This is a genomic window from Merdimmobilis hominis (genome assembly GCF_016901855.1).
Taxonomy (GTDB): Bacteria; Bacillota; Clostridia; order Oscillospirales; family Ruminococcaceae; genus Paludihabitans.
Genome location: NZ_JACJKY010000035.1, coordinates 1 through 12,450 on the forward strand (window position 1 = coordinate 1; position 12,450 = coordinate 12,450).

The 12,450-nt window shown below is 47.1% G+C and carries 12 protein-coding genes; 4 read left to right on the forward strand and 8 right to left on the reverse strand.

Translation table 11 applies throughout. The features are described from left to right. Window positions 1-139: 139 nt before the first annotated feature. The 6 genes from H6A12_RS12470 to H6A12_RS12495 form a co-directional block, all read right to left on the reverse strand. Window positions 140-1,213, reverse strand: a complete 1,074-nt coding sequence (locus H6A12_RS12470; RefSeq protein ID WP_204448340.1) for an LCP family protein — start codon at window positions 1,211-1,213, stop codon at window positions 140-142. A gap of 111 nt (window positions 1,214-1,324) precedes the next feature. Then, window positions 1,325-1,498 carry a chorismate--pyruvate lyase gene (locus H6A12_RS12475; RefSeq protein ID WP_204448341.1) on the reverse strand — a complete coding sequence of 58 codons (174 nt, stop codon included), beginning with the start codon at window positions 1,496-1,498 and terminating at the stop codon, window positions 1,325-1,327. An 82-nt stretch (window positions 1,499-1,580) separates the two neighbouring features. Then, entirely contained in the window at window positions 1,581-2,249 is a 669-nt protein-coding gene (locus H6A12_RS12480; RefSeq protein ID WP_204448342.1) for a sigma-70 family RNA polymerase sigma factor, read from the reverse strand. Further along, a complete protein-coding gene (gene spoIIAB / locus H6A12_RS12485; RefSeq protein ID WP_207753226.1) occupies window positions 2,246-2,680 on the reverse strand; it encodes an anti-sigma F factor in 435 nt (144 codons plus the stop codon). The genes H6A12_RS12480 and spoIIAB overlap by 4 nt, the downstream gene beginning before the upstream one ends. Further along, entirely contained in the window at window positions 2,677-3,000 is a 324-nt protein-coding gene (locus H6A12_RS12490; RefSeq protein WP_204448344.1) for an STAS domain-containing protein, read from the reverse strand. The genes spoIIAB and H6A12_RS12490 overlap by 4 nt, the downstream gene beginning before the upstream one ends. A 159-nt stretch (window positions 3,001-3,159) precedes the next feature. Then, a complete protein-coding gene (locus H6A12_RS12495; protein WP_204448345.1) occupies window positions 3,160-4,452 on the reverse strand; it encodes a bifunctional folylpolyglutamate synthase/dihydrofolate synthase in 1,293 nt (430 codons plus the stop codon). A gap of 134 nt (window positions 4,453-4,586) precedes the next feature. Here H6A12_RS12495 and H6A12_RS12500 point away from each other — a divergent pair, with 134 nt between their 5' ends. From H6A12_RS12500 to H6A12_RS12510, 3 genes are read left to right on the forward strand one after another with little or no spacing between them, the layout of a single operon-like run. Next, window positions 4,587-4,955: a GntR family transcriptional regulator gene (locus H6A12_RS12500; RefSeq protein ID WP_204448347.1), complete on the forward strand. Its 369-nt coding sequence runs from the start codon at window positions 4,587-4,589 to the stop codon at window positions 4,953-4,955. 3 nt (window positions 4,956-4,958) lie between these two features. Further along, a complete protein-coding gene (locus H6A12_RS12505) occupies window positions 4,959-5,657 on the forward strand; it encodes an ABC transporter ATP-binding protein (protein WP_204448349.1) in 699 nt (232 codons plus the stop codon). Beyond that, on the forward strand, window positions 5,654-6,445 hold the full coding sequence (locus H6A12_RS12510; RefSeq protein WP_204448351.1) for a hypothetical protein: 792 nt from the start codon (window positions 5,654-5,656) through the stop codon (window positions 6,443-6,445). Before H6A12_RS12505 ends, H6A12_RS12510 begins: the two co-directional genes overlap by 4 nt. Before the next feature lie 51 nt (window positions 6,446-6,496). Here the strand turns inward: H6A12_RS12510 and H6A12_RS12515 are convergent, their stop codons facing one another. Further along, window positions 6,497-7,873: a TrpB-like pyridoxal phosphate-dependent enzyme gene (locus H6A12_RS12515; protein ID WP_204448353.1), complete on the reverse strand. Its 1,377-nt coding sequence runs from the start codon at window positions 7,871-7,873 to the stop codon at window positions 6,497-6,499. 433 nt (window positions 7,874-8,306) lie between these two features. Then, window positions 8,307-9,848 carry a hypothetical protein gene (locus tag H6A12_RS12520; RefSeq protein WP_204448355.1) on the reverse strand — a complete coding sequence of 514 codons (1,542 nt, stop codon included), beginning with the start codon at window positions 9,846-9,848 and terminating at the stop codon, window positions 8,307-8,309. A 376-nt stretch (window positions 9,849-10,224) separates the two neighbouring features. Between H6A12_RS12520 and H6A12_RS12525 the strand changes: the two genes are divergently transcribed. Continuing rightward, window positions 10,225-12,285 (forward strand): InlB B-repeat-containing protein, encoded by a 2,061-nt coding sequence (locus H6A12_RS12525; protein ID WP_204448356.1) that lies wholly within the window; start codon window positions 10,225-10,227, stop codon window positions 12,283-12,285. The last annotated feature ends 165 nt before the right edge of the window (window positions 12,286-12,450 follow it).

Sequence of the window (12,450 nt, forward strand, 5' to 3'; positions counted from 1 at the left end):
CCTTTCTTTCCCATTCCTATTCCTCCTTTTTCTCTTATTTTACTACGAAAAAAGTAGACACCCACACTTTTGTGAGTGTCTACTTTCATTTTACAGGTGCACCGAAAAATTCGGACACGTTTTTTATTTTCGTTATTTCTTATGATGCCTTTTGGCTTGACTCTGCAGAACTTTCTTTCGGCGCATTCGGGTCCACATCATCATAAATGAATTCCTGAATGGTCTTTGTTGCAGCTTCAAGATCCACATTCAAGCAAGAGCCTCCCGATGAATCCCGGATTGATCCGCTGCCGATCAAATGCTCATTCATCGGAATGCGAAGCTGTTCCATGCTGACGTCACGCAGCATGATGGTACTCAGTCCCATGATCTCGCCGATGTCAAGCGAAGTTTCCACATATGGCAGAAGTTTGCGTGCAAACTCCGGATATTGCAGCGGATTCATATCAAGCGCTTTATAGAACAGCTGCTCCATAACCTTTCTCTGACGGTCAGTGCGCTCAAAATCTGCATTTCCGACATAACGAATTCGCGCATATGCAACTGCCTGTGTACCGTTTAAGGTCTGAAGTCCGGCTTTTTCAATGTAATCCGGCTCCATTCCATATGCTGCCTGTTCCTGGATGCTAATATTTGCATTCTGACGTTCTGCCTCGCTGATATCAATTTCGACACCACCGACAGCATCAATAATCTCCGCCATTCCCTGGAAGTTCACCGTTGCATATTCCGTAATATTCATTCCGAAATTCTGGTTAATCGTTTTAACAGCAAGCTGCGGTCCTCCATAATAATATGCATGTGTCAGCTTTGTATTGCTGTGACCTTCGATGGCAACATACGTATCACGCATCAAAGAAGTCAATTTAATCTTATTGTGTTTTTTATCAACAGTTAAAATCATGATGGAGTCAGAACGCGTTTTTTCGCCCTGCGTTCTGGTATCAACGCCAAACAGCGCAATGTTCACAATATCAGTGCTGCCATCGTCCTGAAGCGCCTCGCTGTCCGAAGAGATTCCCAAATCGTCTTTATCAAGATCACCGCTGTGCGATTGATTGAATAAATCAATGAAATTTGCGGCATATCCCGCGCCCGCTGCAATCAACAGCACAACAACAGCGATAACAACCCATTTAATCCATGCATACTTTTTGCTCTTTTTCCCGGTACGTTTGACACGCTGTACCGGCTTTTCTGTTTTTTTTGCCATAGCGCTCCTTCTTTCAGTTTTCCGATTGAAAACGACATTTTGTTTAGTATATCATGTTTAAATACGCAACGCAAACAAAAAGCAGGCAAAACTTTGCCTTTTATAGAAAGTTTACATTTTTAATGAATAAGAAAAATTCTCCCAAAGAAGCGCACTTCCCTCTTCAATATCAAGCGGCAATAATGCGCGTGCAACCATCATTGATTCATCCGATACAATATCAGTACGTACAAGCCATGCATAATCGCCGTCAATTTTCTCTACACGATACTCGTAAGGTCCCATATTTCTTCGCCTCCGCACCTATTTTACCCGATATTTTAAAGAATCGCAAGCAAAAAAACAGCACGGCTGCATTTTCGCCGTGCTATTCTTCTGCCATCATCTGTTTTAATGAAATCAAAATCTTCTTTTCCCGTCTGGATACCTGTACCTGTGTCATATTCAATGCCTTTGCCGTTTCGGTTTGTGTTTTCCCTTTAAAATAACGCAGAGAAATCAACGCACGGTCATCCGGAGAAAGCGCACGAATACTGCTTTGCAGCGAAAAACGCTCACAAAGGCGCTCTTCTTCACTGTCCTGTGCTAAATCAAATTCATTGCCATCGCCTTCCTCCACTGTCAGCGAAACTGGCGGAATGCTTGCCGAAATCGCCTGCGCCGCCTGCTCACACGAAACACACAGCCGCTCAGCCAGTTCTGACACAGTCGGCTGACGAAACTGCTCTTTCATAAAACGTTCCTGTTCACGTACCGCACGGAGTGAAAGCTCCTTGAGGCCCCGGCTCACTTTGACTGCGCCGCCGTCACGGAACAGCCGCTTCATCTCTCCGAGAATCACCGGCACGGCATACGTTGAAAACATCAGCCCGCGTGATTCATCAAATCCGGCAACCGCTTTTAAAAGCCCGACACATCCTGCCCCATATAAATCATCATATTCGATGCCGCGTCCTTTCAATCGATTGGCACAGCTGTGGACAAGACCCAGATTTTTCTGTACAAAACGATCAAGTTCTTCGGGTGTAGTGTTCATTCGCGTGTCCGCAGCGATTTTGTCATAATCACTGCCGTTCCTTTTCCCGGTCTGGAGTGTACCCGTACCGTATCCATAAAGGACTGCATGACCGCAAACCCAAGTCCTGCACGCTCTTCCTCCGGCGCCGTTGTATACAGCGGTTCCATTGCCTGTTTGACATCCGGAATGCCGCATCCGGTATCACGCACTTTCACATATGCTGTTCTTCCGTTTACAATGCGCAGCGTTATGTACACAATTCCGGTTGTTTCCCGGTATCCATGAACGATTGCATTCGTTACCGCTTCGCTGATTGCTGTTTTAATATCGGTCAGCTCGTCCACCGTCGGATCAAGCTGCATAAAAAAGCCTGACACCGCCACACGGGCAAAGCTTTCATTCGCCGATTTGCTCAAAAACGAGAGTTTTGCTTCATTTTGTATCATCATACTTCTTCCTCCTTGACCGGATGAATCTGCGCCAATTTTTCGATTCCGGACATCTTTAAAATTCGTTCAATCCGGCTGGGCGCACCGGCGATTGTCACGCTTCCTCCCCACTGGGAAACAAGACGATATCGTCCCATAATCAGTCCGATTCCGCTTGAATCCATAAATGTCACGCCGCTGAAATCAAAAATGAGTTCATGCGGCAAGTCCTGCTGTAAAACAGCGTCGGTTTCCTCCCGGATACGCCGCGCCGTATGATGATCGATCTCTCCGATGATTGCGGCAGTCAGACGATCCTGCCCTCGTATCAGTTTAAGCATTTCTGCCTGCTCCTTTCTTTTCCCACAAAAAATCGGATGTCTTTTAAAAAAGACATCCGATTTCCGTTCCATTCGATTTTTTATTTTGTGTCAATCGTTCTTTGGCTGTCTTTTACAGCCATTATAGCGCACACGCCAAACGAATTGTGTCGAAGCCTGCTATTCGCTTTGACTTTCGAGCGCACCGACAATTTCTCCTGCAAGATACAAAGAACCGCAAACGATCACCGCACCGTTTTTTCCCGCAATTTCGCGCGCACGAATCAGCGCGGCAAGCCCATCAGACGCTGTTTCACAGCGAGGACAAACATCGTTTGCGGTTTGCGCCAGTTCTTTTGCAGAAAGAGTGCGCGGCATATCCCGCACCTCGCATGCAACAACTGCATCGCAAACACCTGCAATCGTATGAATCACCGTTCGATAGTCCTTATCCTGCATCACCGCCATCACTGCAACATATCGGCTGACCGGCAGCATCGCCAAAGAACGCGCAAGCACGCCGGCTGCATCCGGATTATGTGCGCCGTCCACGACCACGATTGGATTGTTTCCGCGCACATCAAATCGTCCGGCAATAAACGCTTTGGACAATCCCTCTTCCACCGCATTCTGCGGAATATGAAAGCCATTTTGGCGCATCCGCTCTATAAGACAAAGCACCATTGCCGCATTTTCTGCCTGATGTGTACCGATCAGGCGCAAATGATACGGATGACCGTCAAACCGAAACCGCGTACCGGAAAGCGACACCTCCACATCGGTGCACAACTCCTGCGGCACAACGGTTAGCGTACTTTCGGTTTCTTCGCACACGCGGCGGATCACCTCTAGGGCTTCCGGCTGCTGACGGCCGCAGATCACCTCCGTATGCGGTTTGATAATCCCTGCTTTTTCTGCGGCAATTTCCGCGATGGTATCCCCCAGAATCGCCGTGTGATCGGCGGATACCGGCGTAATCATTGCACAAACAGGCGATTTGATTACATTGGTGGAATCAAGCCGCCCGCCAAGTCCCACTTCGAGCACAACAATATCACACGCCATGGCTTTGAAAAACAAAAAGCCTACTGCCGTGACAATCTCAAACTCCGTTGGCTCAAGTCCTGTCTCATGCGTCAGCTGTTCGGCTGCATCTGCGACCTGCTGTGTCAGTGCGACCAGCATTTCATCCGAAATGCATACGCCGTCCACATGGAACCGCTCGTGAAACCGTACGAGATACGGCGAGGTATACAGTCCGGTTCGATATCCCGCACGTTGCAGCACCCAAGCTGACATTGTGCTCACCGACCCCTTTCCGTTTGTACCGGCTACATGGACAAACGAAAGCGCATCCTGCGGATTGCCAAGTCGTGCCATCAGCGACTGCATTCGTACAAGGCTTTTCTGCGAGCCAAAACGCGTACGTGTGTGAATATAAGAAAGTGCTTCATCCACTGTTTTGATTTCCATCCGAAGTCCCTCCATCCCTTGCTGCTCCTATCATACCACATCTGTTCTGTTTTTTCAAAAAGCACTTGACAGATATCGTTTCTCTTTGTATTATTGTATTAACCGGTTAGTACAATAATACAAAGGAGGGTTTCATGCGCTGGGAATTTGACAACACCCGTCCGGTCTATATTCAGCTGTGCGAACAATTTACAAATGCAATCATCTCCGGTGCAATTAAGCCCGGCGAAAAGCTTTTGAGCGTGCGTGATCTTGCAAAAGAAGCCGGTGTGAATCCAAACACGATGCAAAAAGCACTCTCCGAGCTTGAACGAAACGGCCTGCTCTACACACAGCGGACAGCCGGACGGTTTGTAACAGAAAATCAAGAAAAAATCAACGAAATCAAACAGGAAACCGCTCGTCTGCGTGTTTCGCAGTTTTTAAACGAAATGGCACAGCTCGGTATTCAGCCGCAGGAAATCGAAGCACTGTTGGCAAAAATGAAAAAGGAGGAATCCTGACCTATGACACCAATTCTCACCTGTGAACATCTCACCAAAACATACGGCATATTCTGCGCGCTCGACGATGTTTCGTTTACGATCGAACCGGGAAAAATCGTCGGTTTGCTCGGTGAAAACGGTGCTGGAAAATCAACGCTGTTAAAAATTCTCGCCGGTATGCTCACCAAAACAAGCGGCAGTGCACAAATTGCCGGAAACGAACCGGGTGTGCTGACCAAATCGTACGTTTCCTATCTGCCCGACAAATCGTATTTGCAGGAATGGATGAAGCTTTCCGATTTGTTCACGCTGTTTTCCGGCTTTTTTGCTGATTTTGATCTTCAAAAAGCACAGGGAATGGCAAAGGATCTCGGGCTTTCTGAAAAAGCACGCTTAAAAGCCATGTCAAAAGGCATGCAGGAAAAAGTGCATCTCATTCTGACGATGTCACGCCGCGCCAAACTCTATCTGCTCGACGAACCGATCGGCGGTGTTGACCCGGCTGCCCGCGACTATATTTTGGACACCATTCTCACCAATTTCAGCGAGGATGCATCGATTCTCATTTCCACCCACATGATTGCCGACGTCGAACAAATTCTCGACGAAGCGATTTTCTTAAAGCAAGGAAAACTGATTCTGCATGCACCCGTTGATGAACTGCGTGAAACACACCACCAATCGGTTGATGCATTGTTCCGGGAGGTATACAGATCATGAAACTGTTCAATAATCTATTCGCTTATCATTTTAAATGCACGGCACGTATCTTTCTGCCGCTGGTTTTCGGTGTTTTGCTGCTTGCAGGATGTACCAAGGGAATGGAATCGCTCTCGAAGCCGCTGCCGTTTCTGACAGCTCCCTATACATTTCTGCTGATTATTTCAGCCTTCTGTACCGTCGGAATGTTTTTGTGCATTATTTTGCTGTCGATCCGTCACTTCTTCCGCAACACGACAAGTGCACACGGATATTTTCTGTTCATGCTTCCCGTAAAACCGTCCATGCATCTGTTAAGCCACCTGTTTACCTATGTGATATGGCTGATTGTTGCCGGTGCGGCGGCAGTTGGATGCGTATTTCTGCTGATTCCAAACAACGCATACGCACAGCTTGGTACAATCCTTGACCAAGTATTCGCGGTACTGCAAATCAATGAAAACAGAATCATTGTCGTACTGATCGCGATGATGCTGTTAAGCGCTGCCGCCTTTATGTGCACTGTATACGCAGCTGTTTCCATCGGCCAGCTCGCCAAGGAAAACCGCGCGCTTGCCTCATTCGGCGCATATATGGGCATCTATGTGATCGAACAGCTTTTAAGCACACTTTTGATGATAATCCTGTTTGCCTGCTTTGATCTCGATTTGTTCATCAGCAATCCGGTATTATCAGGAGAGATGCTTTTTGGTTTCCTGGCTGGTGCATCGATTCTGTATATTCTCATTGGAACCACATCGTTTTTGGTTGCAAACCGCTTATTCTCAAAACATCTGAATTTGATTTGATCATACAAAAAGAACCGGCAGGAACACCCTGCCGGTTCTTTTTCATGTTGATTATTCATTTACAACTGGAAGTGTCGACACACTTTCTGCAATTTCTTCATCGGTCGGAATATAATCGCTCATCTTACCGTCATGGAATTTCTCATATGCGAACATATCGAAATAACCGGTTCCGGTCAAGCCGAACACAATCGTTTTCTCCTCGCCGGTTTCTTTGCATTTGAGCGCTTCGTCGATTGCAACGCGGATTGCGTGGCTCGATTCCGGTGCAGGAAGAATGCCTTCCACACGTGCAAACAGTTCTGCTGCTTCAAATACATCCGTCTGCACCACGCTGGTCGCTTCCATCAAGCCGTCATGATACAGCTGCGAAAGCACTGGGCTCATGCCGTGATAACGCAGACCGCCTGCATGGTTTGCCGACGGAATGAAGTTGCTGCCGAGCGTATACATCTTCGCAAGCGGGCATACAGCGCCGGTATCACAGAAGTCATATGCGAACGTGCCGCGTGTAAAGCTCGGACAGGATGCCGGCTCAACTGCGATAAAACGATAGTCTTTTTCGCCGCGGAGCTTTTCACCCATAAACGGTGCAATGAGTCCTCCGAGGTTTGAACCGCCGCCTGCACATCCGATGATGATATCCGGTGTAATTCCGTATTTATCAAGCGCAGCCTTTGTTTCAAGGCCGATCACAGACTGATGAAGCATGACCTGGTTGAGCACACTGCCCAGTACATAGCGATAACCTTCCTGTTTGTTAGCCATTTCAACCGCTTCGGAAATTGCACAGCCAAGGCTGCCTGTCGTACCCGGATGTGCTTCGAGAATCTTGCGGCCGACTTCCGTGCTCATCGACGGCGACGGTGTCACCGATGCGCCGTATGTACGCATGACTTCGCGGCGGAACGGTTTTTGTTCGTAGGAAACCTTAACCATATACACCTGGCAGTCAAGATCAAAATACGAACAAGCCATCGAGAGTGCTGTGCCCCATTGACCTGCTCCCGTTTCAGTCGTAACGCCTTTTAATCCCTGCTGTTTTGCGTAATATGCCTGTGCAATCGCAGAGTTTAATTTATGGCTGCCGCTTGTGTTGTTGCCCTCGAATTTATAATAGATTTTTGCCGGTGTGCCGAGTTTTTTCTCCAAGAAATATGCACGCACGAGCGGCGACGGACGATACATCTGATAAAACGAACGAATTTCTTCCGGAATCGGGAAATATGCCGTTGTATCATCAAGCTCCTGGTCAATCAGCGCATCACAAAATACCGGACGCAGTTCCTCTTTTGTCATCGGTTTTTGTGTTGCCGGATTCAAAAGCGGTGCAGGCTTGTTTTTCATATCCGCCCGCAGGTTATACCATGCTTTCGGCATTTCGTTTTCTTCAAGATAAATTTTGTACGGGATTGCTTCGTTGAACATAGTGACTGCTCCTTTCGTTGTTTGCAGAGTCAAGGGTATAATAAAAAATACCCCTGACCCAGTGTTTCAAAAAACGCTGGGACAAGAGCATGAAACATTCAAAATCTCCTGCGGTGCCACCCGGCTTGATGCAAGTTTACATCCACTTTTACACATACCATTTTGATATGCGGACAGTTGTTAACGGAGCGTCCCGCTCCGGCGCACATACTACGGAAAATTTCCGATTCCGTTTGCCCTCAAAAGCCCATTCAGCACCGCATATCTGACTGCTTTCCACCAACCGCAGCTCTCTGTACAGCTTTTGCGCCGCTTACTTACTCTTTTTCATCGGTTTTGCTCATAATAGCACGAAAGAAGTGCGATGTCAAGCACTTTTTATAAAAAAATTCTGGGGTATTTCCCCAAAAAAGAAAATACCCCAGAAGATTTTTTAGCAATTTCCGTAACAGTCAACTGCTTTGACCTGATAATACCCGTCTTCTAAAACCGACAGCTTCGTGTCGATGGTGGAAGCAATCTGATTCGTGATATCTGCCGCAAAATCAGGTGTTTCGCCGCGGTATACTCGATAATACACAGCCTCTTCACTTGCATCCCACAAGAGCACGCCGTCCTCTTTCCGTACATTCAAAACCGGTGCCGGTGTACGATCCACATAATCAGTCGTGAGCACGACAATCGAATTTGCCGGAATCGTCAAGGTGAACGCGTCATCTACTGCTTCTGCCATGAAAGACGGTGCCTGCAAATCACCGAATGCGTTGCGCGGCACATTTGCAGAATCATAAATATACACGCGTGCTGCCTGATGCGGGCAAAGTCCCTCGAGTGTCACCGTGATATCTGTCTGCTCCTCATGACGGTTGACAATCGCAGCCGAAAAACTGCCGTTATCGTTGACAACACCACCACACCGCAGCAGAAAATCGTCCGTATCCACAGTGAACGGTTTGCCGTTTTTCTTTAAGTATTTGACGAGCAGACCATATGCATACAGCCAGTCACGCGGCGAATAATCCTCGCCGTCCCAGCGGGTGAGTCCCCACTTATTTAAACGATAGCTCATTCCCTCCGGATTCGGCAGATCCGTAAACGTCCACAGTGCCATTGCATAAACGCCTGCATTCATTGCAGCCAGCGCCATTTCACAAACCTGCAATGCGGAATACGCTTCTTTGCCATTGTAAAATGCATCACAGACGTCCATTTTGACACCGTTGATGTTCTGTTTGCCCTGCTTAAACGCCTGTGCCAAACCGAATTCACCCAGAATGAACCGGCGCTCATACGGTTTTAACTGATTGACAACATCCTGGCAATGACGTTTGAACACCTTGTAAAACTCAAGATCTTCCGGCTCAAAGTCGTTGACATAGTGATGTCCGCCGAACACGCCTGAAATCGGCACCATGCCGTTTGCAATCGCCCATTCAATCGTCTCCCAACGCTCACAGGGAGAAGCATCGGTTGCAAGCAGCTTCACCGGCAAATTACGGCTGCGGAATTCATTGTAAAGATGGGTGTGATAATTTTTAAACGTTGCCATCTCAAAATTGAGATCACCCCAGTCATCCAGACTCAATTCATTGGACATGCAATAAATCTGAAGATTCGAAAGTCCTTTTTCATGAATCAGATAGGAAAGACGGTCTGCCACGTTTTTTGCATATTCGCACAGCTCTTCTTCTGAATGATACCGCACGCAATGGCCAGTCAAATAGATGGTTGCGCCTGTTTTGCACTGCATTTTTTCACAGTACTCCGCAAAATCGTCCATTTCCTCTTTTGTCCAGGTCGGAAAGCCGCCCCACATCCGCGAAAATCCAGGCGATAATTCACGATATACTTTTGCCACCACTTCGTTAAACTGATGTTCGCTCATCTGGCGGTATAAGTTAGCCTCTGTGTTGTGAAAGCCCATGCCGCCGAATCGCGCCATGATTTCCTCTTTTTTGAGTGTAATCTTACTCATTTCAAATATCCTCCCTTGCAGTTACCTGCACTTTCTGCCTTGATTATACGAATGAATATCAAAAAAAGCAAGAGAATTTTTTCGTTTTCCATAAAAATAATCGTTTGTGATCAATCGACACTGTATATATCGCAAAACATTGAATTTCATGCAGCTTTCTTATTGATCAAATGCAACCGGATTGCAGAAAACAGAAACAATCTCAAATCTTCATTTCTGAATTATAAAAAAATTCCTTTTAAATGAAATTATTTTGAATTATTTTTTTATTTTTGCTTGACACTCCAAACATTTAGAGGTATTCTCTAAGAATAGATTCTATTAACTTTTTGTAAATAAAAAATAATAGAATCATACAAAATGGAGGGATAAAGATATGAGAAAAAAACTTCTCAGCTGCGTGTTGGCATGCGCAATGATTGTAACCACTTTCTTGTCGAGTGTTGCAACCGTTTCCGCAGCCGGCGAAAATGAAGCAAAAATCGGTGCAACCGAATATGCTACACTCGCTACTGCAATCCAAAATGCAGCAGAAAATGATGTAATCACAGTGCTCAAAGACGTTGAGATTTCAAGCAGTGTAACAGTCAACAAATCGATTACACTGACAGCAGAAGATGCTGTCACCATTAAACGTGCAGAAGCTTTCAAACCTGCGCTGTTTAAAGTACAGCAGGCAACACTGACACTGTCCGGTAGCCTGACTTTAGAAGGTCATACAGATGCTTATGGTTCACTTATTTTGTGCACACTCGGTTCTTCGAAAGCGGCTTCTTCGCTCGTAATGGAAGAGGGTGTTACACTCAAAAACAACCAGCACCCGAATACTACATACGGCGGCGCAATCACGCTTGACGGTGCATCGAGCTTTACGATGAACGGCGGTACGATCACAAACTGCGGTGTTGCCAAATTTAATTCTACAGGCGGTGCAGTTCGTGCTGCTGCAAAAACAACAGGCTGTCCGACCATCACCATGAACGGCGGCACCATTTCTGACTGCTTCGCGTTCACTGGCGGTGCTATTTATCTGAGCGGCAACGGTAAATCTGCTGCAAGCTTCACCATGAATGGCGGTGTGATCTCCGGCTGCTTTGCAGGCAGAGATGCAACCACGGTTGATGGCAACGGCGGCGCCATCTATCTGTATAACAAAGCAGGTACAGACGCAAAAATGACTACTGCAACCATCAACGGCGGTGAAATCACCGGCTGTAAAGCATATCAATACGGCATTCTTGGTATGAACAGCGGCATTACCCGTAATCCGTACGACGGCGGTACTTATTATATTCTTGGCGGTCACATTTACAACAACTCCGTCGGCTATAAAGGTGAAGCTTCCGAAGATCCGGGCAAATGGTATGGCCAGTCTGTTTATGTACAGGGTCTGTCCAAAACCGGCGAATCTCTGCTGACCATCGGCGGCGATGCTGTCATTGAGGATGAAGTATATCTGTCGAAAAATTCGTTCATCGATGTCCGCGACGATTTTACCGGTGTCGCTCCGATGTATGTTCAGCTCTGCACAGAAGATCAGACAGTACTGCGCGTGGTAAACGCTGACGGCGAAGCTGTTTCTGAACCGTTTAACGGCATGGTTTCCATCATCAATCCGATGTTTGACGATGAAGGAAACTATATGCGTGATCCGAACGGCAACATCGTTCCGGAATTCAAACTGACGTTTGACACTGAAGGAAACGTTGTCACTGCTCCGTACACCTGCGACGTACTCTACACTGACGGCGTTGAAAACGAAGTCATCTTTGAAGACCAGTTCTATTCCGTTGCACCGGGTGCACAGACTCCTGCTTTTGTCGGCACACCGGAACGCGAAGGCTACACTTTCATCGGTTGGTCTCCGGCAGTTGAGGAAACCGCTACCACAAGTGTTGTCTACGTTGCACAGTGGAAAGCAAACACTTACACCGTTACCTTCAATACAAACGGCGGCAGCGCACTCGAAAATGATTCGATGACCGTTACTTATGATTCTGCATTCGGCACACTGCCGGTTGTGACCCGCGAAGGCTATGAGTTCCTTGGCTGGTATGATGCAGACGACAACCTGGTCACTGCAGACACCATCTGCAAACTGACAGCAGACGCTACCCTGACTGCAAAATGGAACGTAAAATCATTTACCGTTACCTTTGTGGCAGACGGCAAAGTGGTCAGCACACTGAATGTTGAATACAACACGATACTGACATCAGCGGATTGTCCGACTGTTCCGGCTAAAGAAGGCTACACAGGCCAGTGGAAACTTCCGACAACCGGAATCACGGAAGACACCGAAATCGTTGCAGAATACACTGCTGTAACACCGTCGGTAGATACAGATGACTCGATGTCTGTTGTTCTTCCGGTCGCTCTGCTGATGATGGCACTGCTCTGCGGTGTTATTTGGTTCAGACAGAGAAAACGCGCTTAATGCCGGTTTTCTAAAAACGAACCGATTCTTGTAACAAATAAAAGCCCCGTGTACGCAACGTGAACCGCGCCAGAAAAAACGGACAATAGACAAATCCCCCCTGATGTAGGAAAATGGAACTACAACAGGGGGGAATTTATATGCGGAGAAGATATCAAAAAGTGC

What these genes read in the sequence shown, in the direction of transcription:
- H6A12_RS12505 (WP_204448349.1), top strand. Translation starts at nt 4,959, where the DNA reads ATGACACCAATTCTCACCTGTGAACATCTCACCAAAACATACGGCATA.
- H6A12_RS12520 (WP_204448355.1), bottom strand. Translation starts at nt 9,848, where the DNA reads ATGAGTAAGATTACACTCAAAAAAGAGGAAATCATGGCGCGATTCGGC.
- H6A12_RS12495 (WP_204448345.1), bottom strand. Translation starts at nt 4,452, where the DNA reads ATGGAAATCAAAACAGTGGATGAAGCACTTTCTTATATTCACACACGT.
- H6A12_RS12500 (WP_204448347.1), top strand. Translation starts at nt 4,587, where the DNA reads ATGCGCTGGGAATTTGACAACACCCGTCCGGTCTATATTCAGCTGTGC.
- H6A12_RS12510 (WP_204448351.1), top strand. Translation starts at nt 5,654, where the DNA reads ATGAAACTGTTCAATAATCTATTCGCTTATCATTTTAAATGCACGGCA.
- H6A12_RS12475 (WP_204448341.1), bottom strand. Translation starts at nt 1,498, where the DNA reads ATGGGACCTTACGAGTATCGTGTAGAGAAAATTGACGGCGATTATGCA.
- H6A12_RS12525 (WP_204448356.1), top strand. Translation starts at nt 10,225, where the DNA reads ATGAGAAAAAAACTTCTCAGCTGCGTGTTGGCATGCGCAATGATTGTA.
- H6A12_RS12490 (WP_204448344.1), bottom strand. Translation starts at nt 3,000, where the DNA reads ATGCTTAAACTGATACGAGGGCAGGATCGTCTGACTGCCGCAATCATC.
- spoIIAB (WP_207753226.1), bottom strand. Translation starts at nt 2,680, where the DNA reads ATGATGATACAAAATGAAGCAAAACTCTCGTTTTTGAGCAAATCGGCG.
- H6A12_RS12515 (WP_204448353.1), bottom strand. Translation starts at nt 7,873, where the DNA reads ATGTTCAACGAAGCAATCCCGTACAAAATTTATCTTGAAGAAAACGAA.
- H6A12_RS12480 (WP_204448342.1), bottom strand. Translation starts at nt 2,249, where the DNA reads ATGAACACTACACCCGAAGAACTTGATCGTTTTGTACAGAAAAATCTG.
- H6A12_RS12470 (WP_204448340.1), bottom strand. Translation starts at nt 1,213, where the DNA reads ATGGCAAAAAAAACAGAAAAGCCGGTACAGCGTGTCAAACGTACCGGG.